Origin of the sequence: uncultured Halomonas sp. (genome assembly GCF_947501415.1) — a bacterium.
In the GTDB taxonomy this organism is placed as follows: Bacteria; Pseudomonadota; Gammaproteobacteria; order Pseudomonadales; family Halomonadaceae; genus Halomonas.
Map to the genome: position 1 here is coordinate 205,177 of NZ_CANMVL010000009.1, position 21,153 is coordinate 226,329.

At 63.3% G+C, this 21,153-nt stretch carries 22 protein-coding genes; 9 read left to right on the forward strand and 13 right to left on the reverse strand.

All coding sequences use genetic code 11. The annotated features are described in order from the left end of the window. The first annotated feature begins 99 nt into the window (after positions 1-99). Positions 100-867, forward strand: coding sequence for a DUF1338 family protein (locus tag Q0894_RS07065; RefSeq protein ID WP_299232885.1), 768 nt, complete (start codon positions 100-102; stop codon positions 865-867). Between the two features lie 159 nt (positions 868-1,026). Here the strand turns inward: Q0894_RS07065 and Q0894_RS07070 are convergent, their stop codons facing one another. Beyond that, complete coding sequence (locus Q0894_RS07070) at positions 1,027-1,686, reverse strand: CoA transferase subunit B (protein WP_132041093.1); 660 nt, start codon at positions 1,684-1,686, stop codon at positions 1,027-1,029. A 58-nt stretch (positions 1,687-1,744) separates the two neighbouring features. After that, complete coding sequence (locus Q0894_RS07075) at positions 1,745-2,446, reverse strand: CoA transferase subunit A (protein WP_299232890.1); 702 nt, start codon at positions 2,444-2,446, stop codon at positions 1,745-1,747. Positions 2,447-2,623: 177 nt separating this feature from the next. Between Q0894_RS07075 and Q0894_RS07080 the strand changes: the two genes are divergently transcribed. The 4 genes from Q0894_RS07080 to Q0894_RS07095 all read left to right on the forward strand — a co-directional run bounded on the left by Q0894_RS07080 (position 2,624) and on the right by Q0894_RS07095 (position 5,951). Beyond that, entirely contained in the window at positions 2,624-3,526 is a 903-nt protein-coding gene (locus Q0894_RS07080) for a LysR family transcriptional regulator (protein WP_299232893.1), read from the forward strand. A 90-nt stretch (positions 3,527-3,616) separates the two neighbouring features. After that, complete coding sequence (locus Q0894_RS07085; protein WP_299232896.1) at positions 3,617-4,486, forward strand: acyltransferase; 870 nt, start codon at positions 3,617-3,619, stop codon at positions 4,484-4,486. Positions 4,487-4,581: 95 nt separating this feature from the next. Beyond that, the gene (locus tag Q0894_RS07090; protein ID WP_299232899.1) at positions 4,582-5,358 is read left to right on the forward strand and encodes a M23 family metallopeptidase; all 777 of its coding nucleotides are present in this window, start codon (positions 4,582-4,584) and stop codon (positions 5,356-5,358) included. A 41-nt stretch (positions 5,359-5,399) separates the two neighbouring features. Continuing rightward, on the forward strand, positions 5,400-5,951 hold the full coding sequence (locus Q0894_RS07095; protein ID WP_299232902.1) for an alpha-ketoglutarate-dependent dioxygenase AlkB: 552 nt from the start codon (positions 5,400-5,402) through the stop codon (positions 5,949-5,951). A gap of 152 nt (positions 5,952-6,103) precedes the next feature. On the opposite strand, the gene Q0894_RS07100 is transcribed toward Q0894_RS07095, so the two are convergent. Both Q0894_RS07100 and Q0894_RS07105 read right to left on the reverse strand, forming a co-directional pair. Beyond that, on the reverse strand, positions 6,104-6,544 hold the full coding sequence (locus Q0894_RS07100) for a hemerythrin domain-containing protein (RefSeq protein WP_299232905.1): 441 nt from the start codon (positions 6,542-6,544) through the stop codon (positions 6,104-6,106). Positions 6,545-6,727: 183 nt separating this feature from the next. Continuing rightward, positions 6,728-8,134 (reverse strand): sodium:alanine symporter family protein, encoded by a 1,407-nt coding sequence (locus tag Q0894_RS07105; RefSeq protein ID WP_299232908.1) that lies wholly within the window; start codon positions 8,132-8,134, stop codon positions 6,728-6,730. A 445-nt stretch (positions 8,135-8,579) separates the two neighbouring features. Between Q0894_RS07105 and gcvH the strand changes: the two genes are divergently transcribed. Both gcvH and gcvP read left to right on the forward strand, forming a co-directional pair. Beyond that, positions 8,580-8,972 carry a glycine cleavage system protein GcvH gene (gene gcvH, locus Q0894_RS07110; protein ID WP_299232912.1) on the forward strand — a complete coding sequence of 131 codons (393 nt, stop codon included), beginning with the start codon at positions 8,580-8,582 and terminating at the stop codon, positions 8,970-8,972. Positions 8,973-9,078: 106 nt separating this feature from the next. Beyond that, a complete protein-coding gene (gcvP, locus tag Q0894_RS07115) occupies positions 9,079-11,973 on the forward strand; it encodes an aminomethyl-transferring glycine dehydrogenase (RefSeq protein WP_299232914.1) in 2,895 nt (964 codons plus the stop codon). A 91-nt stretch (positions 11,974-12,064) separates the two neighbouring features. Here gcvP and Q0894_RS07120 read toward each other — a convergent pair whose 3' ends face one another. Then, positions 12,065-12,988, reverse strand: a complete 924-nt coding sequence (locus Q0894_RS07120) for a LysR family transcriptional regulator (protein ID WP_299232917.1) — start codon at positions 12,986-12,988, stop codon at positions 12,065-12,067. 100 nt (positions 12,989-13,088) lie between these two features. On the opposite strand from Q0894_RS07120, the gene ppnN reads away from it, so the two are divergent. Continuing rightward, positions 13,089-14,450, forward strand: coding sequence for a nucleotide 5'-monophosphate nucleosidase PpnN (gene ppnN, locus Q0894_RS07125; protein ID WP_299232920.1), 1,362 nt, complete (start codon positions 13,089-13,091; stop codon positions 14,448-14,450). A gap of 106 nt (positions 14,451-14,556) precedes the next feature. Here ppnN and Q0894_RS07130 read toward each other — a convergent pair whose 3' ends face one another. Together Q0894_RS07130 and Q0894_RS07135 are read right to left on the reverse strand one after the other, a co-directional pair. Continuing rightward, on the reverse strand, positions 14,557-14,928 hold the full coding sequence (locus Q0894_RS07130) for a hypothetical protein (RefSeq protein WP_299232923.1): 372 nt from the start codon (positions 14,926-14,928) through the stop codon (positions 14,557-14,559). A 1-nt stretch (position 14,929) separates the two neighbouring features. Continuing rightward, positions 14,930-15,394 (reverse strand): flavodoxin, encoded by a 465-nt coding sequence (locus Q0894_RS07135; protein ID WP_299232926.1) that lies wholly within the window; start codon positions 15,392-15,394, stop codon positions 14,930-14,932. Between the two features lie 195 nt (positions 15,395-15,589). Between Q0894_RS07135 and Q0894_RS07140 the strand changes: the two genes are divergently transcribed. Beyond that, positions 15,590-15,799, forward strand: a complete 210-nt coding sequence (locus tag Q0894_RS07140) for a DUF2788 domain-containing protein (RefSeq protein WP_299232929.1) — start codon at positions 15,590-15,592, stop codon at positions 15,797-15,799. A 137-nt stretch (positions 15,800-15,936) separates the two neighbouring features. Here the strand turns inward: Q0894_RS07140 and ihfA are convergent, their stop codons facing one another. From ihfA to infC, 6 genes are all read right to left on the reverse strand, one after another. Then, the gene (gene ihfA, locus Q0894_RS07145; RefSeq protein WP_132041108.1) at positions 15,937-16,239 is read right to left on the reverse strand and encodes an integration host factor subunit alpha; all 303 of its coding nucleotides are present in this window, start codon (positions 16,237-16,239) and stop codon (positions 15,937-15,939) included. A gap of 78 nt (positions 16,240-16,317) precedes the next feature. Beyond that, positions 16,318-18,714, reverse strand: a complete 2,397-nt coding sequence (pheT, locus tag Q0894_RS07150; RefSeq protein ID WP_299232933.1) for a phenylalanine--tRNA ligase subunit beta — start codon at positions 18,712-18,714, stop codon at positions 16,318-16,320. A 40-nt stretch (positions 18,715-18,754) separates the two neighbouring features. Then, positions 18,755-19,774: a phenylalanine--tRNA ligase subunit alpha gene (gene pheS, locus Q0894_RS07155; RefSeq protein ID WP_299232937.1), complete on the reverse strand. Its 1,020-nt coding sequence runs from the start codon at positions 19,772-19,774 to the stop codon at positions 18,755-18,757. A gap of 127 nt (positions 19,775-19,901) precedes the next feature. Then, a complete protein-coding gene (rplT, locus tag Q0894_RS07160; protein ID WP_013332273.1) occupies positions 19,902-20,255 on the reverse strand; it encodes a 50S ribosomal protein L20 in 354 nt (117 codons plus the stop codon). A gap of 37 nt (positions 20,256-20,292) precedes the next feature. Beyond that, positions 20,293-20,487, reverse strand: a complete 195-nt coding sequence (rpmI, locus tag Q0894_RS07165) for a 50S ribosomal protein L35 (protein ID WP_132041111.1) — start codon at positions 20,485-20,487, stop codon at positions 20,293-20,295. Positions 20,488-20,600: 113 nt separating this feature from the next. Further along, positions 20,601-21,143 (reverse strand): translation initiation factor IF-3, encoded by a 543-nt coding sequence (gene infC / locus Q0894_RS07170; protein ID WP_299233204.1) that lies wholly within the window; start codon positions 21,141-21,143, stop codon positions 20,601-20,603. Positions 21,144-21,153: the final 10 nt, after the last annotated feature.

Sequence of the window (21,153 nt, forward strand, 5' to 3'; positions counted from 1 at the left end):
TCCAGGGCAACAGCAGCTGCGTGGTCCAGGCGTTGAAAGGCGCTTCACTGCCGGCGCCTATACTTCCCGCCAGTCATGCCGACAAGGGAAGCGGGTTCGATGCAGAGGGCAGAGTTCATTCAGCAGCTATGGCTGGATTTCATTCACCAACATCCGGAGATCGGTGGGCTGCGTCTATGGCCCCCCGGCGCCTCGGCAGAATATCTCGCCCTGCTGACCCTCAATCACCGCCATCACGGCATGGAAGCCCTGCTGCCATCTCTCGAGCACTTCGGCTTTCGCATCCGCCATCGTCACGCCATGGCGGATCGAGGGTTGCTGGTCAATCTACTGGCACCTCCTCAGGAGGGGCCGTGGCTGGCGGTCGCCGAACTGCAGATCGGCACCCTGTCGAGACGGCCGAGGGCACTACTGGAAGAGCTCATCGATAGAGCACCCGAGACCGCCCACCGCGGCCCCAACCGCCTGTGCCGAGGGCGCCCCTGGCCGATGCCGGAGTGGCAGCGTTACCAGGCGCTTCATCAGGCACACCCGCTGGCGGCGGTACTGGCCATCAACGGCCCTCGCGTGCATCACGTCGGCTATGACTGCCAACGTCTCGGCACCTCGATTGACGACCTGCATCGAGGAATGGAAGAGGCCGGCCTTGCCGGCACCGGTGACCGCCATCATGGCCTCTTCCCCATCTCGCCACTGGTCGACTATCGCTTCTACCCCTCCGGTTCGCGCAACCTGCCCTTCGCCGAGGGGGACGAACACCGGGTCGAGACCGGCGGCATCGCGCTGGTCGAGAAGTCGGTAACCACTCATCAGGAGCGACTGGTCGAGCTGCTGCTTCCCCATCACACCCGCTGTGAACTTTCCTGAGCTCATCCACATTTTCTGTGGATAACATTGTGAAGCACTCTCTTCAGGCCCCGGGACTACCTGACCTGCGGCGCAACGGTCATAAAATCGCCACCCCTGAACGGCCACGGCCCGGACGCTGGACGTCCGGGCCGTGGCGGGATCTGGCAGTGATCGGTTTCAGTCGAAGGTCATTTCCGGAACATGATCAGGCACCACCAGCTTGCCCGCCGTCAGCTCCTTGATCTCCTCCACGCTGACACCCGGTGCACGCTCCTTGAGATGGAAGGCGCCATCCTTGATCTCCAGGTAGGCGAGATCGGTCAGCACGCGATTGATACAGCCAGCACCTGTCAGCGGCAGGTTGCAGCTCTCGAGCAGCTTGGACTCACCATGCTTGGAGGCGTGGGTCATGGTGCAGATGATGTTCTCGGCACCCGCGACCAGGTCCATGGCGCCACCCATGCCCTTGATCAGCTTGCCGGGGATCATCCAGGAGGCGATGTTGCCGTTCTGGTCGACCTCGAAGGCGCCCAGCACGGTCAGGTCAACATGGCCGCCGCGGATCATGCCGAAGGACTCCGCCGAGTCGAAGATCGCCGCCCCGGGGCGCGCCGTCACCGTCTGCTTGCCGGCGTTGATCATGTCTGCATCGACCTCCTCCTCGGTGGGAAAGCGCCCCATGCCGAGCAGGCCATTTTCCGACTGCAGCATCACGTCGATCCCGTCGGGCACATAGTTGGCCACCAGGGTAGGAATGCCGATGCCGAGGTTGACGTAGAAGCCGTCTTCCAGCTCACGCGCCACGCGCATTGCCATCTGTTCGCGAGTCAGTGCCATCTTGTTGCCTCTTTGTTCGTTGAGAAACAGTCGGTGATATACGCTCGTTGCGCGGGGGTCACGCTTCGCGCACGGTGCGCTTCTCGATGCGCTTCTCGAATGAGCCCTGGATGATACGGTCGACATAGATCCCCGGGGTATGGATCTGATCCGGCTTCAGCTCGCCCGGCTCGACGATCTCCTCGACCTCGACCACCGTGATGCGACCGCAGGTAGCCGCCAGCGGGTTGAAGTTCTGAGCGGTGTCCCGGTAGACCACGTTGCCGTAACGGTCGGCCTTCCAGCCCTTGATGATGGCGAAGTCGGCGTGAAACGCTTCCTCGAGGATATGCGGACGACCATTGAACTCGCGCACCTCCTTGCCCTCACCGATCGGCGTGCCATAGCCCGTGGCGGTATAGAAGGCCGGGATGCCCGCGCCGCCGGCGCGCATCTTTTCGGCCAGGGTGCCCTGAGGCGTCAGGATGACCTCGATCTCATCGTTGAGCATCTGCTGTTCGAACAGCGCATTCTCACCGACATAGGAGGCATAGATCCGCGAGATCTGCTTGTCCTCGAGCAGCAGTCCCAGGCCGAAGCCATCGACGCCGCAGTTGTTGGAGATAACGGTCAGGTCCTTCACACCTAGACGCTTGATCTCGGCAATCAGGTTCTCGGGGATGCCGCAGAGGCCAAAGCCACCGGCGGCGACGGTCATGCCACTCTCGATGCCTGCCATCGCCTCTTCATAGGAGTTAACGCGCTTGTCGAATCCGGCCATAGGACACCTCATTTGTTGTGGCTGAAAAGTACCCGGGAAGAATAGCGGGTCTGTGGAGAGTCGTAACCCCAGTGTTGGCCCAGGGGATATATTTGTTAAGTTTGTTTTTTTTATCATTTGATCGCAAAGACTTATTAATTTAACTTTCGTCGCATAGCCTTCGCGGATACCCGCCCCATGACCGCCAAACAGCTGCGCGCCTTCCTGGCCGTCGCCCAGACCCTCAGTTTTACACAGGCCTGCGAGCATCTTCACCTCTCCCAGCCGGCGCTGAGCCTGGCGATCAAGGGCCTCGAGGAGAGCCTCGGCGGACGATTGTTGACGCGCACCACACGCAGTGTGCGCCTGACGCCAGAGGGCGAGTCGCTGGTCCCGCTGGCCAAGCGATTGCTGGCCGAGTGGGACAACACCGAAGAGTTGATGCGCCAGCGCTTCACCCTGCAGATGGGACGTCTCGGGGTCGCCGCCATGCCCTCCTTCGCCAGCAATCTGTTGCCCCCCGCCCTGATGGCATTTCGGCAACGTTATCCGCGCATCAACATCACCGTGCATGACGTCATCAATGAGCAGGTCATCGATATGGTACGCAACGGCCAGGTGGAGCTGGGTATCGCCTTCGAACCCGAGGCCACGGGCAGCCTCGCCTTCACCCCCCTGTTCAACGACCGCTTCGTGGCCGTGGTGCCGCCCCGCTCGCTGCTCGCCCGGCATGCCCGGCTTCACTGGGAGATGCTGCTTACCCACGACTTTATTGCCCTGCAGCGCCCCTCCATGGTGCGCCGGTTGCTGGAGCAGCAGCTGGAGGCCGAAGGGCTGGCGCTGCCCACCGCCTTCGAGAGCCATCAGCTGGCTACCGTCGGCAGGATGGTGGCCAGCGGGCTGGGCGTCAGCGCCGTCCCCTCGTTGTGCCGTGTCCAGATGGAGGAGCTTGGTGCCTGCTGCCTGCCCCTGGAGGCCCCTGCCATCGAGCGCGCCGTTGGCATCCTGACCCATGGCGAACTCTCCACCGCTGCCCTGGCCCTGAAGGAGGTCGTCGTCGAAACCCAGCATGCCGCTGACCAGCCCCCTGTCATCCCCTAGATGGCTGGGCGGATTGCTGGCGGTGCTGGGCAGGCACCGGATGATCCTTTAGCATTGCCCTCATTATCGCGACCACCCATGGAGACCGGCATGTCGACCCTCAGGGGCATTGTCAGCCTGTTGTTGCTTACCTTGACCACCCTGTTATGGGGTCTTCCCCTGCTTCTGATGACACTGGTCAAGCTGGTGACACCGGGCCACCGCTTGCGCCTGGCGGTGCTCAAGCTGCTTAACGCGATAGCCCTCAACTGGATCGGTCTCAACCTGTGGTGGATGCGGCACTGGCTGAAACCGAATCTGGAGATCGAAATTCCGGAAGGTCTCTCCCGTCGGCAGGGCTGGCTGGTGCTCTCCAACCATCGCAGCTGGACCGATATCTTCGTGCTGTTCTTCGCCCTGCATCGTCGCATTCCCATGCCGCGCTTCTTTCTCAAGCGGGCGTTGATCTGGGTGCCCATCGTGGGACTGGCCTGGTGGGCCCTCGAGTACCCCTTCATGCGCCGCATGACCGCCGAGCAGAGGGCCCGCCACCCTCATCTCGCCCGTCGCGACCAGGAGGCCACGGAGCGCATGTGTCGGCGTGCCCATGAAATGCCCATCGCCATCTTCAACTTCGTGGAGGGCACCCGCTTTACAGCGGCCAAGCAGGCCGCCCAGGGGTCACCCTATCGACACCTGCTGAGGCCACGTGCCGGTGGTGTCGCTCAGGTACTCAACCTGCTGAGCGATCAGCTCGCCGGCATCATCGATGTTACCCTTCACTACGACAATCCGAATCCGAGCTTCTGGGGCTACCTGTGCGGTCGCGAGGGTCGTATCGTGATGCAGACCCGTGTCCTGCCGGTCGAAGACTGGATGCATGGCGGCAACTACCAGGACAACGCCAGCGACAAGGAACGCTTCCACTCATGGATCAATACGCTTTGGCAGCAAAAGGACGAACGGCTCTCGCGCTTCTGATCGCCCTGCTGCTACTTACCGGGTGCGCCTCACAGTCGACCGACAGGGTCACGCGTGACGCGGCAAAAGCCTCTCGTAACGGTGGCTGGGTTATCGTGCAGCGGGGTGACACCCTGGGCACCCTGGCACAGCGTGCGGGGGTCCCCCTCGAGCGACTGCAGCGCTTCAATCCGAATGTGAACGCCAGACGCCTGGCCGTTGGCCAGCGACTGCTGATGCCCACCCAGCGCGAACGCGCCCCCTACCGTGGCCCCTACCGTTATCAGGTGCGCCCCGGTGATACCTATACCCGTATCGCCCGACGCTTCGGGACCCAAGCCTCGCGTATCCAGTCAGCCAATCCCGGTGTACGGCCCACCGAACTAAAGGTCGGCCAGCTGATCCAGGTCCCGCTTTCCGCGCGCAGCGCGGCTTCCCGCTCCGGTGGCGGCTCAAGCTCGAGCAAGCCGAGCACTGCGCGTCGAGCCAGCCTGCCGGATCCTGGAGCGCTCCCAGGCTCGGCGCGTCGCTGGCCCTGGCCGCTGGATGACTATCGCATCGCCAGAGCCTACGGCACCGACAGCCACGGCACCCTGCAGCCCATGCTGCTGGCTACCCAGCGCGGCGCCAGGGCCAAGGCCGTCGCCTCAGGCGAGGTGCGTTATGCCGGCAGCATGCGTCAGCTCGGCAAGGTGGTAATCGTCCATCATCCCGACAATCTGCAGAGCGTCTACGCCCTCTGCGATCGCCTGCTGGTGGAGAGTGGTCAGGACGTCAATCGTGGGGAGGCACTCTGTATCGTGGGCCACAGCAACGCCACCGAGCGCCATGATCTGCTGTTCGACCTTCGCCACGGCGGCAAGCCGGTCAACCCGCGCCGCGTGCTGCGTTGAAGCCAGTACTGGAAGCACCACCCCTATGGCTTGGCCATGGTGTGCTGACACCCTCAGAGTCCGACCGCCTGCTGAGCGAGCTGGATCAAGCGCTCTGCTGGCAGCGTCCCACACTGCGCCTGTATGGTCGCGAACACCCCATCCCACGTCACCAGGTCTGGATGGGGGATACCAGAGCCTGCTACCGCTATTCCGGGCGTGACTTCACTCCCGAGCCCTGGCATCCGCTCGTGGCCGACCTGCGCGACCGGGTCGACGCCACCCTCGCCTCAGAGGGTTTCGACGCACGCTTCAATAGTGTGCTGATTAACCGTTATACCGACGGTGAGGAGCGCATGGGCTGGCACAGCGATGATGAGCCAGAGCTCGGCGATAGCCCACTGGTTGCCGCGCTCAGCCTGGGAGCCGAGCGCCCGCTGCGCTTTCGTTGGAAGAACCGCCAGGCCCCCGCCTTCAATCTCTGGCTACCCCACGGTAGCCTGCTGGTGATGGGGCCTGGGGTCCAGGCGCAGTTGCAGCATGCCCTGCTGCCCCGACGCATCCCGGGCCTGCGCATCAGCCTGACCTTTCGCCGAGTCATCGAATCAGCTTGAGCCTATAAGCCTCTCGTCTGCTCTCCATACCGAACAAGACAGGCTCCTTGGGTGGATGCGATGTCGCGCAACGAGATAACGGTATAAATATCCTTTTAGCATGCCAGCAACAGCCCCTGCCCTCGCAGCGAGCGATGGGGCTGTTCCAAGACCTAGGGCGTCTCACGCTCCTGCATCTCCTGCCGATAAGTCCTGGCCAGATTCGACTTGGTGGTGTCATCGAATACCCGTCCGGCCAGCTGAAAGACCTCCTGCTCCTCCTCCTCCAGGTGGTGAAGCACGAGCTCCTGCAGCTTCCTGGCCGCGGCCAGCCAGCCCGGCGAGCTGAAGTCCGTGGTGTCGAGCGCCTCGAGTGCCTCATCAATCTCGTGATGCTCGGCGACGCTGTGCCTCGCCTTCTCCTGGGTCAGGTCGTACTCCATCATCGGCACGTAGAGAGAGCGCTCCTCGGCCCCGGCATGATTGATCAGTTCGGCGCGCAGGCGCCGATAGAGCTCGTCCCGCCCCTCGCTGTCACCGCTGGTTTCGACCAGCAGCGATAACAGTCGACGCTGCTTGTCGTGGCTCTCACGCAGGGCCTCGAAAATTGTCATGGCACTCTCCTCCGGTAGTCAGCGATGTCATGGGTGGGTTCACTGCCTGGCTGGCAGGACCGCGTACCAGTCTGGTAGGCAAGAACGATATCGACAAGCCCACGACGCTAGCCACACCAGAACCCCTAACGGCAGGAGGCGCCCCGCGGGGCGCCTCCTGTGATGCTGCACAAGCCTGCGGGATCACGACTTGTCGTGGTCCAGCTCCTCACCCGGCAGCACGTCTTCGCCATTGAAGTAGGCGCGTGCCAGCTTGAACACCACCGGCGACAGCAGTGCCAGGGCGATCAGGTTGGGAATTGCCATCATGGCATTGAAGGTATCGGCCATCAGCCAGATGAAGCCCAGGCTCGCCAGCGCCCCCACCGGAATCGCCAGCACGAACAGTACCCGGTAGAGCATGATCGAGCGGGTTCCGAACAGGAACTGGAAGCACTTCTCACCATAGAAGGACCACCCCAGGATGGTGGTAAAGGCAAACACCGCCAGTGCCAGTGAGACCACCTCGTTGCCCAGGCCCGGCAGTGCCGCGTCGAAGGAGAGTGCGGTCAGCGACGCGCCGGCCTCGCCCGTCTTCCATACGCCGGCAGTCAGGATCACCAGAGCGGTGATGGAGCAGACGATGATGGTATCGATAAAGGTGCCCAGCATCGCGATCAGCCCCTGGCGAACCGGGTTCTTGGTCTGGGCCGCGGCATGTGCGATGGGCGCACTGCCCAGGCCCGCTTCGTTGGAGAAGATCCCGCGGGCCACACCGAAGCGAATGGCCGCCATCACGGCCGCACCGGCGAAACCACCGACGGCGGCGTGGGGGTTGAACGCGTAGGTAAAGATCATGCCGAAGGCGCTGCCGATCTGGTCGGCGTTGATCGCCAGCACGATCAGACCCGCGATCACATAGGCGATACCCATGATCGGAACCAGCTTGCCGGCCACCTTGGCGATCCGCTTGATCCCGCCGAGGATCACCGCGCCGGCCAGCACCATGATCACCACACCGGTAACCCAGTGGGGCAGCCCGAAGGTGCTGTCGAGGGCGTCGGCCACGGAGTTGGACTGCACGGTGTTGCCGATGCCGAAGGCGGCGACGGCGCCGAAGAAGGCGAAGGCACCACCCAGCCACAGCCACTTACGGCCCAGACCATTCTTGATGTAGTACATCGGACCACCGATATGGTAGCCGGTGCTGTCGGTTTCCCGGAAGCGAACCGCCAGCACCGCCTCGGCGAACTTGGTGGCCATGCCCACCAGGGCAGTGATCCACATCCAGAACACCGCACCGGGGCCACCCAGGGCGATAGCGGTGGCCACGCCGGCAATATTGCCGGTGCCGATGGTCGCCGACAGCGCGGTCATCAGGGCGTTGAAGGGCGAGATCTCGCCATCCGCCTCGCCCTTCGTCTTGCCATCGGGGGTGTGCTTGCCATCACGCCCCTGCCACATCAGCTTGAAGCCTTCCCCCAGCTTGCGGATCGGCATCAGCTTGAGGCCAGCCTGCAGGTAGATCCCCACCCCGAGCAACAGGATGAGCATCAATGGCCCCCAGACCACGCCGTTGATGGCGCTGAAGATACTGTTCAAGGTTTCCACGTGAATCTCCCTAAGCGGTTTATTGTTATGCGCTGCGGCTCACCGCCCATCGTTCGCACCTCGATCGACGACCGACGGGCAACCGATCCGTGAACCTGTACCGCGAGAATCGATCACCATGGCTCTGGCGCATGATTCGCCGCAGCATGGCTAACCGGCCATGCGAACCCCAACACAATCCCGCGTAACATAGCGGATTTTATGGTCATCGCACCACCCAGACGAACGACGCACGTTCAACCGTCACGCTCCCGCCTCCCCTCATGTTTCCAATCAGAAACATGAAGAGGTTGGCGGCGCCAAAACTGGACGAATAGCTTACGACCCGCCACCCTGAGTGACGAGCCATCAGAGAGCCCCTGGCGATGATGATGGACTCGCCAAACGCCGCCAATGGCGGTAGCATTCCCGCTGCCTGGAAAAACTTTTCTTATAGGAAATATCGATGAGCTCTATTCCTGCCAATCTCCGCTACGCCGACAGCCACGAGTGGGTCCTCGACAATGGCGACGGCACCGTGACCATCGGCATCAGTGATCATGCCCAGGAAGCCCTGGGTGACGTCGTCTTCGTCGAACTGCCCGAGGTGGGCCGTACCCTCGAGCTCAAGGAGGAGTTCGGTGTGGTCGAGTCGGTCAAGGCCGCCTCCGACCTCTACGCCCCGGTGGCCGGCGAGGTCATCGACGTCAACGAGGCGCTGGAAGACGCCCCCGAGACGCTGAACGAGTCCCCTTACGAGGATGGCTGGATCATGAAGGTGCGCCTCGAGGACGCCACCCAGATCGACGATCTGCTGGACGCCGACGGCTACCAGGCCGTGGCCAGCGCCGACGACTGATCCTGCGCTGATTGCCTCACTCCCCGGCCCGCTGGGTCGGGGCTTCCACGATCTACCGTGCCGCCTATGATGGCGACCGGACCTTACTTTATCGACAGGGTGTGACATGGCTCTCGACAACCGCCGCCTGGCCGATCTGGCCGCTCATGATGCCTTCATCCAACGCCATAACGGGCCCCGCGAGCAGGACGTGAAGGCCATGCTCGACGAGCTGGACATGCCCAGCCTGGACACCCTGATCGAACGCACCGTGCCCAGCGATATTCGCCTGGGCCGGGAGCTCGACCTCGACCCGCCGCGTAGCGAGGCCGAGGCACTCGACTACCTCAAGCGCCTGGCCGCCCAGAACCGAACCTACAAGAGCTATCTGGGACAGGGCTACCACGGTACCCACCTGCCGACGGTGATCCAGCGCAACGTCCTGGAGAATCCTGGCTGGTATACCGCCTACACCCCCTACCAGCCCGAGATCTCCCAGGGCCGCCTTGAAGGGCTGCTCAACTTCCAGCAGATGGTCATGGATCTGACCGGCATGGAGCTGGCCAACGCTTCGCTGCTCGACGAGGCCACCGCCGCCGCCGAAGCGATGGCCCTGTGCAAGCGCGCCAACCGGAAGGCCAAGAGCGATGTCTTCTTCGTCGCCGATGATGTCCTGGCCCAGACCCTGGACGTGGTGCGTACCCGTGCCGCCTACTTCGGCTTCGAGCTGGTCGTCGCCCCGGCGGAACAGCTCGCCGAGGTTGATGCCTTCGGTGCCCTGCTCCAGTACCCTGGCGAGAGCGGTCGGGTGACCGATCTGGCCCCGCTGCTGGAGGCGGCCGGCAAGCGCGGCATCATGACCTGCGTGGCCGCCGATATCATGAGCCTGGTGCTGCTCAAGGAGCCCGGCGCACTGGGTGCCGACATCGTCGTCGGTACCACCCAGCGGTTTGGCGTCCCCATGGGCTTCGGTGGCCCCCATGCCGCCTTCTTCGCCACCACCGACAAGCTCAAGCGCTCGATCCCGGGGCGCATCATCGGCGTCTCCAAGGACAGTCGTGACGGCCAGGCGCTGCGCATGGCGATGCAGACTCGCGAGCAGCATATCCGCCGCGAGAAGGCCACCTCCAACATCTGTACCGCTCAGGCACTGCTGGCCAATATCGCCGGCTTCTACGCCGTCTACCACGGGGCTGAGGGGCTGCGCACCATCGCCGGCCGCATCCATCGCCTGACCACCATCCTGGCCCTGGGCATTCAGGAGAAAGGGGTGGCGCTGGTCCACGACAGCTGGTTCGACACCCTGCGCCTGACCGGCGTCGATGCGGGCAAGATCCACGGGCGCTGCCTCACCCATGAGATCAACGTCCGTTACTTCGACAATGGCGATGTCGGCATCAGCCTGGATGAGACCACCACCGCCCACGATCTCGACGTTCTCTTCGACGTGCTGCTCGGTGAGGAGCATGGCCTCTCGGTTCGCGAACTCGACGAGCGGGCGCTGGCCGATGGGTCGAGCGGCATCCCCGCGGCCTGTCGCCGTGAGAGTGACTTCCTGACCCACCCCACCTTCACGCGCTACCGCAGCGAGACCGAGATGCTGCGCTATCTCAAGCGCCTGGAGAACAAGGACCTGTCGCTGGCCCACGCCATGATCCCGCTGGGGTCGTGCACCATGAAGCTCAACGCCACCAGCGAGATGATCCCCATCACCTGGCCGGAGTTCTCCACGGTGCACCCCTTCGTGCCCCGCGACCAGGTCGCCGGCTACAAGCAGATGATCGACGAGCTCTCCGCCTTCCTGGTGGAGATCACCGGCTACGACCATATCTCCATGCAGCCCAACTCCGGGGCCCAGGGCGAGTATGCCGGCCTGGTGGCCATTCGCCGTTACCAGGCGTCCATCGGCGAGGGGCATCGCGATATCTGCCTGATCCCCAGCTCGGCCCACGGCACCAACCCCGCCTCTGCCGCCATGGTCGGCATGAAGGTCGTGGTGGTCGAGTGCGACGCCGAGGGCAATATCGACATCGCGGACCTGCGGGCCAAGGCCGAGAAGCACAGTGATGCCCTGTCGGCGATCATGATCACCTACCCCTCCACCCACGGCGTCTTCGAGGCCGGTGTACGCGAGGTGTGCGCGGTCGTTCACGAGCATGGCGGCCAGGTCTATGTCGACGGCGCCAACATGAACGCTCAGGTGGGCCTCTCGCGCCCCGGCGACTTCGGCGGTGATGTCAGCCACCTCAACCTGCACAAGACCTTCTGTATTCCCCACGGTGGCGGCGGCCCGGGCATGGGCCCGATCGGTGTCAAGGCACACCTGGCCCCCTTCGTCTCCAACCATGTGGTGACACCCATCGACGGCGTCAACGCCGAATGCGGCGCGGTATCCGCGGCGGCCTTCGGCAGCGCCTCGATCCTGCCGATCTCCTGGGCCTACATCAAGATGATGGGCGCCCGGGGACTGCGTGAGGCCACCGAGCTGGCGATCCTCAACGCCAACTACATCGCCAAGCGCCTGGGCGACCACTACCCGGTCCTCTACAAGGGGGAGAACGGTACCGTGGCCCATGAGTGCATCATCGATATTCGCCCGCTGAAGGCCAGCTCCGGCATCAGCGAGGAAGACATCGCCAAACGCCTGATGGACTACGGCTTCCACGCCCCGACCATGTCCTTCCCGGTGCCGGGAACGCTGATGATCGAGCCCACCGAGTCGGAGTCGCTCTACGAGATCGACCGTTTCTGCGACGCCATGATCGGCATACGCGAAGAGATCGCCCGGGTCGAGGCCGGCGAGTGGCCCGTCGACAACAACCCGCTGGTACGGGCGCCTCACACCATGGCCGACCTGATGGATGACGGCTGGGAGCGCCCCTACTCCCGCGAACTCGGCGCCTTCCCCAGCGAGGCCGTCAAGGCAGCCAAGTATTGGCCGGCGGTCAACCGGGTCGACAACGTCTTCGGTGATCGCCAGTTGATCTGCTCGTGCCCGAGCATCGACGAGTATCGCGACTGACAGCCGCGAGGCAGGCGCGCGTCTGTCTGCACGTCACGTCAAAGGGCCCCGCTGATGCGGGGCCCTTTTTTGTGCTGTGCCAGTTTTTGTACTATGGCAATGGCTCGACCTCTGGCGAGTCACCATAGCCATGCAGGGCGAGACGACGCTGCTCACGAAAGTCCTCCAGCAGCCGGACATAGCGACGCGGCATTTCGCTGCCCGCCCGAGTCACCCGATAGAGGGTTTCATATACCGCCACGGGCAGTTCCAGCGCCTTGACCTGACGCTGCCAGGGCGATGTCTCGAGCACCGGCCGTGATACCACCGTAAAGCCCAGCCCCCGCGCCACGGCATCCATCACCATGCCCACTTCATTGGTAAAACCCTGGCGGCGGAAGTGGCTCATGGAGCGAAACTCCCGGGGGAAGTTGCCGCGTAACAGGGCGCTGGCATGATTCAGCCCATCGAAGTAGCTGATAAAACCAATCCCCATCAGCTCGGCCAGGCCAGTCCCGGCGAAATCCGCAGGCACCACCAGGCATAGTGGCTCGTGATGCCAGAGTGTCACCTCGAGATCGGGATGGCGCATGGGCTCGGTGACGATACCCAGGTCATAACGGCCGGCCAGCACATCCTGGGAGATCTCCTGGTTGAACGCGAAGCTGTAGCTGACCGTCAGCCCGGGATGCATCTGTTGCTGTCCGAGCAGGAAGGGGTAGAGCATCGCGCCCACGCTGCCTGGCGAAGCGAGCCGACAGTCCCCTGAATAGGTCGAGTCGGCGTCCAGGGAGTGGCGAAACTGCTCATGTTCGGCGAACAGCTTGAGAGCATAGTCGTAGACCCGTCGCCCCGCCTCGGTCAACGTGAAGCGTCTTCCGTGGCGCTCCAGCAGCGACTTGTCCAGATAGCGTTCGAGTTTGCGCACATGCTGGCTGACACCGGGCTGGGTCATCTCCAGCCGATGCGCGGTCTGGGTGAAACTACCCGTCTCGACAAGGGTGATGAAGGTTCTGAAGTAGAGCGCGTTGAACATGAGAGGTCACACGAGGAGTGGAGTCACGATTCTATCACTGCGTCCAGGTCCGTCGTGATAGCATCAGGGATGCACGTTTCCGCACGACAAGGACGCCCAAATGCCCGACACCATCTCTACCACCATTTCGCCGGAAGGCAGCCTCGAGATTCTCTCTCAACATGAGGTGGCGCGGCTGCATGATACCTCACGCGCCGGTCTGCACGACCTGCTGCGCCGCTGTGCGCTGGCCGTACTCAACTGCGGCTCGCCCACCGACGACGGTCTGGCCCTGATGGAGGCCTACGCCGACTTCGATATCGAGGTGGTCCCCCAGGACCGGGGCATCCGCCTCAAGCTGACCAACGCCCCGGCCGAAGCCTTCGTCGACGGCAAGATGATTCGTGGCATACGCGAGCATCTCTCCTCAATACTGCGCGATATCGTCTATGTCTACAACGAGATCCAGGGCCACCAGCGCTTCGACCTGACCACCGGCGAAGGCACCACCAACGCGGTATTCCATATCCTGCGCAAGGCCGGCACGCTCAAGCCCGGCATTGACCCGAGCCTGGTGGTGTGCTGGGGCGGCCATTCGATCTCACGGGAGGAGTACGACTACAGCAAGAGTGTCGGCTACCAGCTGGGGCTTCGCGACCTGGATATCTGCACCGGCTGCGGTCCCGGAGCCATGAAGGGCCCGATGAAAGGGGCCAACGTCGCTCATGCCAAGCAGCGGCGACGTCAGGGGCGCTACCTGGGGGTCTCCGAGCCCGGCATCATCGCCGCGGAAGCACCCAACCCCATCGTCAATGAACTGGTGGTGATGCCCGATATCGAGAAGCGCCTGGAGGCTTTTGTGCGCCTCGGCCATGGCATCATTGTCTTCCCCGGCGGGGTAGGTACCGCCGAAGAGATCCTCTACCTGCTGGGAATCCTGCTCCATCCCGACAACGCCGACATGACGATGCCGGTGATCTTTACCGGCCCGGCCAGCAGCGCCGACTACTTCCAGCGCATCGACGAATTCCTGGTCTACACCCTGGGCGAGGAGGCACGTCGCCGCTATCGCATCATCATCGACGACTCCATCGAGGTGGCACGCGCCATGCGCAAGGGCATCGACGAGGTCACCGAATACCGCTGTGCGCGACAGGATGCCTTCTACTACAACTGGCGACTGACCATCGACCGCCACTTCCAGGCTCCCTTCGAGCCTACCCACGAGGCCATGGCCAACCTGGCGCTGGACAGTCAGCAGCCGGTACACGAACTGGCCGCCAACCTGCGTCGGGCCTTCTCGGGCATCGTCGCCGGAAACGTCAAGGAGCAGGGTATCCGCGCCATCAAGGCTCATGGCCCCTTCCGACTCAACGCCGAGCCTGAGCTGATGTCACGTCTGGATGCGCTGCTCGACTCCTTCGTCGCCCAGGGGCGCATGAAGCTTACCGGCGACTATGAGCCCTGCTATACGCTGGGATAATCCCTAAGCCTGCATACCCCAGCAACAATAGGTACAAGCCCACGGGGTCTGTCCCCGTGGGAATTAGGATGTGGAGACTATCGCCGGGGGGTGGGGACTGTCCCGGCTATCCACTGGACAGCGGCTTTACCCAGAGGCCAAGGGCATGCAGCAGCAACCCCAGGGTGGCGCCATGGGAGAGCCATAGCTCCCAGCCGATAAAGTCGCTGAACACGGCATGCCAGCCCGCCATGCCGGCGAGACCGGCCAACAGGCATAGCCCCAGACGGCTCAGCAATCGAGGCAGACGCACCCTGTCGGCCACATCCAGCAACCGCCACTGCAGCACGCCCACCAGACAGACCACGGCCAGCGCCATCAGCATCAGATTGAAGCGATTGCCATGACCACCCACCAGATAGCGCGGGAGGCTGGCGAGCATCAGCAGGGCAAGACCCAGCAGCAGGCTGACCCGTTCGGCGGTCGGTTGGCCACCCATTTCAGGCGACCTTCAGCTGCTGTGAAGCGATCCACTCCTCGACCCACGGAATGGCCGCATCGTCGGCCATGAAGGTCTCCATGGCATCGACCTCGAGGCGCTCTCCCAGCCGGTGAGCGCCCTGCCCCTCCAGCAGTTCATCGAGCTGGCGGCCGGCACCGCAGAAGGTATCACCGTAGGAGCTGTCCCCCAGGGCAATCAGCCCGTAGCGCAGCGAGCCTAGCCCCGGGCTCTTCTCGGCGATGGCCTGGGCAAAGGACGCGAAGCTGCCGGGGTAGTCACCGCTGCCGGTGGTCGAGACACAGAACAGCGCCAGGTCGGTGTCGTCGGCGGTCAGGTCCTCCAGAGTGGGATTCTCGAAGATCTCCACCTCATGCCCCGCCTCCTCGAACAGTGGCTTGACCTGCTCGGCAACATCTAGAGCGCCGCCATACATGGTTCCCACGAAGATCTTGAGTTTTGGCATGTCACGGATTTTCCTAATAAATTTACCTAAATGGTAACATATCTCGCGATTGCCTCGCATCCAGCGATAAGCAGGCCGAGCCTGACGGCTCGATCTCGACCTGGATCAATCGCGGGGCATTATGTCGCATGGCAACGATCTCATCTCCGCCTCGGCCCACGTATAATACGGGGTTTCACCCCTGACGGAGATATCATGCAGCAGACGTTCGAGGCGTGGATCACACCGCTGATGATCGGCGGCCTGATCCTCTTCATGTGCTTCATCATCTGGGACCTTGCCAAGAAGTCCAATGCCGGCCGATTCGGCACCATCATGCTGTTTGTGGTGCTGGGGGCGGGCATGCTCGGCTATGTGTTCAAGGTGATCATCACCTGGGTCCTGGAGAACGGTGGCGCCGTATAGCCATTGCCCCGCATGAATAAACCAGCATAAAAACAGGAAGGGCCACCCCATCGGGGTGGCCCTTCGTTTTTAACGAGTCATTACCGGCTGTTATCGCTTGAGGGTAATGCCATCGAGTGTAGATGCCATCGAGTGTATCAGTGGTGCTCTCCGCGATACCCTTCGACCTGACTCTTCAGCTTCTGCCCCGGCCGGAAGGTCACCACCCGACGCGCAGAGATGGGAATCTCCTCGCCGGTCTTGGGATTGCGCCCGGGCCGTTCCCGCTTGTCGCGCAGATCGAAGTTACCGAAGCCGGACAGCTTGACCTGCTCGTTCTCCCTCAGGCAACCACGGATCTCCTCGAAGAAGGCCTCCACCATGGACTTGGCCTCCCGCTTGGAGAGGCCGAGTTCGGCATGCAGGTGTTCGGCGAGCTCCGCCTTGGTCAGTGCACCCATCGCTGCTCTCCTCTCCAGGCCCTTGCGGGCCCGCTAGACGATCGACACCCGCCTGCCTTGCCCCGTGGAGATACCTCACTACGTACGCAGTTCAGCACCCAGATGTTGCCGGGACTCATTGACGATGGCATCGACCAACTGATTGATTTCCTCGTCATTAAGCGTGCGCGAAGGATGCTGCCAGGTCAAGCCCAGGGCAACGCTCTTGCGCCCTTCCGGTACACCCTTGCCCTGATAGACGTCGAACAGGCGGCATTCGCTCAGCCACTCACCCGCCTCGGCACGCAGGGTATCCAGCAGCGCCTGCACGGGCAGATTCTCATCCACCAGGAACGCCAGATCACGGCGCACCTCGGGGTAGCGTGATAGCGGCATAAAGGCCGGCACGCGGCCGTGGGTCAGAGCATCGAGGCGAACCTCGAAGAGCAGTGCATCGACCTTGAGCCCCAGCTGGGCACGCACCGCCGGATGCAGGGTGCCGATCCAGCCGGCCTCCTCACCGCGATACAGCAGTCGGGCACACTGCCCCGGATGCAGTGACGGGTGCTCGGCGGGCTCGAAGCGCCACGCCTCGGCATCACCGCCCATGGCCAGCAGACTCTCGAGATCGCCCTTCAGGTCGAAGAAGTCGACCGCCGTACGCTCGGCGGCCCAGCCCTCCGGCTCGCGGCTGCCACAGACCAGCGCGCCCAGCATCGGCACCTGCGCCAGGTCATCTAGCTCGCCACGAAAGATGAGACCGGTCTCGAAAAGGCGGACCCGACTCTGCTGGCGATTGAGGTTGTGCTGCAGTGTTCGAATCAGGCCCGGAAAGAGGCTGGCCCGCATCACCGAGAGATCCGCGGAGATGGGGTTGGACAGCACCGGCGACACCGCCTCGGGCAGCAGTGTCTTCTGCAGCTCGGGCGCGACGAAGCTGTAGGTCACCGCCTCCTGATAGCCACGCGCCACCATCTGACGCCGCAGGCGGGCCAGCGGCGTGCGCGCCTCATAATCGCTGCGCAGCCCCAGGCGGGCCTTGGGGCGGCGGACCGGTAGGCGGTTGTAGCCATGGATACGCGCCACCTCCTCGATGAGATCCTCCTCGATGGCGATATCGAACCGCCAGCTCGGCACCTCGGCACGCCATTCGGCATCGGTCGTCTCGACCTCCATGCCGAGCCGCTCAAGTATCTCGCTCACCTCCTCGACGGCAAACGCCTTGCCGAGCGCCTGCTCGAGCCGTGTACGCCGCAGAACGACGCGACGCGATGCAGGCAGGTGGTCGTCGCTGGCTACCTCGACCAGGGGCCCAGCCTCACCGCCGACGATATCGAGCAGCAGGGCCGTGGCCCGCTCGACCGCCTCACGGGTCAGTTGGGGGTCGACACCGCGCTCGAAGCGGTGCGAGGCATCGGTGTGCAGGCCATAGTCACGCGCCTGACCGGCAACCGCCAGGGGCGTGAAGAATGCCGATTCGAGGAAGATGTCGCGCGTCTTTTCGCTAACACCCGACTGCTCGCCGCCCATTACTCCGGCGATGGCCAGCGGGCCGCGTTCGTCGGCGATCACCAGAGTCGAGGCATTGAGGCTGACCTCCTGGCCGTCGAGCAGCACCAGTCGCTCCCCCTCCCGGGCCAGGCGCACGATCACCGCACCGTGAAGGTTGTCGCGATCGAAGGCATGTAGTGGCTGCCCCAGCTCGAGCATCACATAGTTGGTGATATCGACGACCGGGTCGATGCTGCGCACGCCACCACGGCGCAGGCGCTCCACCATCCACAGCGGGGTCTCGGCGGTCATGTCGACCCCCTTGATCAACCGCCCGATATAGCGGGGGCAACGCTCGGCGTCCTCGACGCGAACCTCAAACGTCTTATCATGGCTCGCCGGCACCGCCTCGCAAGCCGGGCCCTGAACAGGAAGACGGTTGAGCACGCCAACCTCACGGGCCAGGCCCTTGAGGCTCAGGCAGTCGCCGCGGTTGGGGGTCAGGTCGACCTCGATGGTGCAGTCGTCCAGCCCCAGCCAGGCACGCAGATCCTCGCCCTTCGGTGCATCGGCGGGCAGCACCAGGATGCCCGGGGAGGTATCCTCTTCGAGCCCCAGCTCGGACGCCGAGCAGATCATGCCCCGGGACTCCTGCCCCCGCAGCTTGGCCTTCTTGATCTTGAAACCCGACGCCTTGGCGTCATCGGGCAGCACCGCACCCACTCGAGCGAAGGCCACCTTCTGCCCCGCCGCTACATTCGGCGCACCACAGACCACCTGAACCGGTTCACCGCTGCCATCGTCGACCCGGCAGACGCTGAGCTTGTCGGCATCCGGGTGCTGCTGCTTCTCCACCACCTCGGCGACTACCACGCCCTCGAAGGCCGCTGCTACCGGCTCCACGGCATCGACCTCGAGCCCTGCCATGGTGATCTGGTCGGCCAGTGCCTGGGTTGCCAGCTGAGGGGAAACCCACTCGCGCAGCCAGTGTTCGGAAAATTTCATGACAAATCCTATCGCTGTGTTCTGCGTTTCCGGTGGACGATCAGGCGAACTGGCGCAGGAAGCGCAGGTCGTTGTCGAAAAACAGCCGCAGGTCGTTGACCCCATAGCGCAGCATCGCCAGGCGCTCGGCTCCCATGCCGAAGGCGAAGCCGGTATAGCGCTCGCTGTCGATGCCGGCGTGCCGGAACACTTCGGGGTGCACCATGCCGCAGCCCATCACTTCCAGCCAGCCGCTATGGCCACACACCCGACACCCCTCGCCTGCGCACATCACGCACTGGATATCGACCTCGGCGGAGGGCTCGGTGAAGGGGAAGTAGGAGGGGCGGAAGCGCACCGAGAGATCATCACGCTCGAAGAAGGCGTGCAGGAAGTCCTCGATCGTGCCCTTGAGGTCGGCGAAGTTCACCCCCTCGTCCACCAGCAGTCCCTCCACCTGGTGGAACATCGGGGTATGGGTGAGATCCGAGTCACTGCGGTAGACCCGCCCGGGGCAGACGATACGAATCGGCAGACTGCCCTCCTTCATGGTACGCACCTGAACCGGCGAGGTGTGGGTGCGCAGCAGCCGGGTAGCGTCGAAATAGAAGGTGTCGGCCATGCCCCGCGCCGGGTGATGGGCGGGAATATTTAGCGCCTCGAAGTTGTGGTAGTCATCCTCGATCTCGGGGCCCACCGCGACGTCATAGCCAACGCGGGTGAACAGGCCCTCGATGCGCTCCAGGGTGCGAGTCACCGGGTGCAGGCCACCGCTGGGCTGACCACGGCCGGGGAGGGTCACATCGAGTCGCTCGGCGGCGAGACGCGCCTCGAGAGCGGCCTTCTCGAGAGTGGCCTTGCGTGACTCAAGCTCGGCCCCCAGAGCCTGCTTGGCCTCGTTGATCCGCTCGCCGGCAGCCGGGCGCTCGGCGGCGGGCAGCTTGCCCAGCCCCTTGAGCAGCGCGGTGATCTCGCCCTTCTTGCCGAGGTAGCGCACGCGCAGCTCGTCCAGTGCCGGGATGCTGTCGGCGGCCTGGATCGCCTGGCGGGCCTCGGTGACCAGGTTGGGAAGGTGGTCCATCCGTTGCGCTCCGAATTCGATACGTAAAACACAGGGCTAAAAAAAACAGGGGAAGAGCGGCTGCTCTTCCCCTGCGACGTCTACAGCCACCCGGCAGATGCCGGGTGGCCGAAAATGACGCTGTCTCTTACTGGGCAGCCTTGGCCTTCTCGACGATGGCAGCGAAGGCTGCCTTCTCGTTGACGGCCAGGTCAGCCAGGACCTTGCGGTCGATCTCGATTCCGGCCTTCTTCAGGCCACCGACGAAGCGGCTGTAGGACAGGCCATGCTGACGAGCACCGGCGTTGATACGCTGGATCCACAGGGCGCGGAACTGACGCTTGCGCTGACGACGGTCACGGTAGGCGTACTGGCCTGCCTTGATGACCGCCTGCTTGGCGACGCGAAAGACGCGGCTCCGGGCACCGTAGTAACCCTTGGCCTGCTTGAGAATCTTCTTGTGACGGCGACGGGCGACGACGCCCCGCTTGACACGAGTCATAGCTTACTCCTGACGAAAAATGGGTCTACCAAGGGTCTTACAGGTTGGGCAGCATCCGCTGAATGAGCGGCTTGTCCGCGTCGTGGATCTGCTTCATGCCACGCAGTTGACGCTTACGCTTGGTGGACTTCTTGGTCAGGATGTGGCTACGGAACGACTGCTTGTGCTTGAAGCCGTTGGCCGTCTTCTTGAAGCGCTTGGCAGCGCCGCTGTTGCTCTTGATCTTCGGCATGAGAATAACTCCGCTCGAGGTTCTTCAGAAAACCCGAGGCCGACGCAAGGCATGACACCTTGCGCCCGTTGAACCGGCCACCGGATCACTTCTTTTGGTACTGCTGGTACCGCTTACTGCTTCTTCTTGGGCGCAATGATCATGATCATCTGACGACCTTCCATCTTCGGGAAGGATTCGACACTCCCGAGATCTTCGAGGTCGGCAGCGATCCGCTCCATCAGCTTGCGACCGATGTCCTGGTGCGCCATTTCACGACCGCGGAAACGCAGCGTGACCTTGCCCTTGTCGCCCGCTTCGAGGAAACGTGTCAGGTTCTTCATCTTGACCTGATAGTCGCCCTCGTCGGTGCCAGGCCGGAACTTCACTTCCTTGACCTGAATCTGCTTTGTCTTCTTCTTCTGAGCCGCCTTCTGCTTCTTCTGCTCGAAGACAAACTTGCCGTAATCCATGATCTTGCAGACGATCGGATCGGCATTGGAAATCTGTACGAGATCCATACCGGCGGTCTCGGCGCGCTCCAGCGCCTCGCTGGTGGGCACGATGCCCAGCTGCTCGCCGTCGCTGTCAATCAGGCGAACCTGATCATCGGTAATACGCTCGTTCATGGGCGGACGCTTGTCCTGAGGACGTCCACGTTGGTTGCTACGCTTGATGTTCCGTCTC

Bases quoted from the DNA above. Each gene is read 5' to 3' on its own strand.
- Q0894_RS07065 (WP_299232885.1), top strand. From the start codon at position 100: ATGCAGAGGGCAGAGTTCATTCAGCAGCTATGGCTGGATTTCATTCAC.
- Q0894_RS07070 (WP_132041093.1), bottom strand. From the start codon at position 1,686: ATGGCACTGACTCGCGAACAGATGGCAATGCGCGTGGCGCGTGAGCTG.
- Q0894_RS07075 (WP_299232890.1), bottom strand. From the start codon at position 2,446: ATGGCCGGATTCGACAAGCGCGTTAACTCCTATGAAGAGGCGATGGCA.
- Q0894_RS07080 (WP_299232893.1), top strand. From the start codon at position 2,624: ATGACCGCCAAACAGCTGCGCGCCTTCCTGGCCGTCGCCCAGACCCTC.
- Q0894_RS07085 (WP_299232896.1), top strand. From the start codon at position 3,617: ATGTCGACCCTCAGGGGCATTGTCAGCCTGTTGTTGCTTACCTTGACC.
- Q0894_RS07100 (WP_299232905.1), bottom strand. From the start codon at position 6,544: ATGACAATTTTCGAGGCCCTGCGTGAGAGCCACGACAAGCAGCGTCGA.
- gcvH (WP_299232912.1), top strand. From the start codon at position 8,580: ATGAGCTCTATTCCTGCCAATCTCCGCTACGCCGACAGCCACGAGTGG.
- gcvP (WP_299232914.1), top strand. From the start codon at position 9,079: ATGGCTCTCGACAACCGCCGCCTGGCCGATCTGGCCGCTCATGATGCC.
- Q0894_RS07120 (WP_299232917.1), bottom strand. From the start codon at position 12,988: ATGTTCAACGCGCTCTACTTCAGAACCTTCATCACCCTTGTCGAGACG.
- ppnN (WP_299232920.1), top strand. From the start codon at position 13,089: ATGCCCGACACCATCTCTACCACCATTTCGCCGGAAGGCAGCCTCGAG.
- Q0894_RS07130 (WP_299232923.1), bottom strand. From the start codon at position 14,928: ATGGGTGGCCAACCGACCGCCGAACGGGTCAGCCTGCTGCTGGGTCTT.
- Q0894_RS07135 (WP_299232926.1), bottom strand. From the start codon at position 15,394: ATGCCAAAACTCAAGATCTTCGTGGGAACCATGTATGGCGGCGCTCTA.
- Q0894_RS07140 (WP_299232929.1), top strand. From the start codon at position 15,590: ATGCAGCAGACGTTCGAGGCGTGGATCACACCGCTGATGATCGGCGGC.
- ihfA (WP_132041108.1), bottom strand. From the start codon at position 16,239: ATGGGTGCACTGACCAAGGCGGAGCTCGCCGAACACCTGCATGCCGAA.
- pheT (WP_299232933.1), bottom strand. From the start codon at position 18,714: ATGAAATTTTCCGAACACTGGCTGCGCGAGTGGGTTTCCCCTCAGCTG.
- pheS (WP_299232937.1), bottom strand. From the start codon at position 19,774: ATGGACCACCTTCCCAACCTGGTCACCGAGGCCCGCCAGGCGATCCAG.
- rplT (WP_013332273.1), bottom strand. From the start codon at position 20,255: ATGACTCGTGTCAAGCGGGGCGTCGTCGCCCGTCGCCGTCACAAGAAG.
- rpmI (WP_132041111.1), bottom strand. From the start codon at position 20,487: ATGCCGAAGATCAAGAGCAACAGCGGCGCTGCCAAGCGCTTCAAGAAG.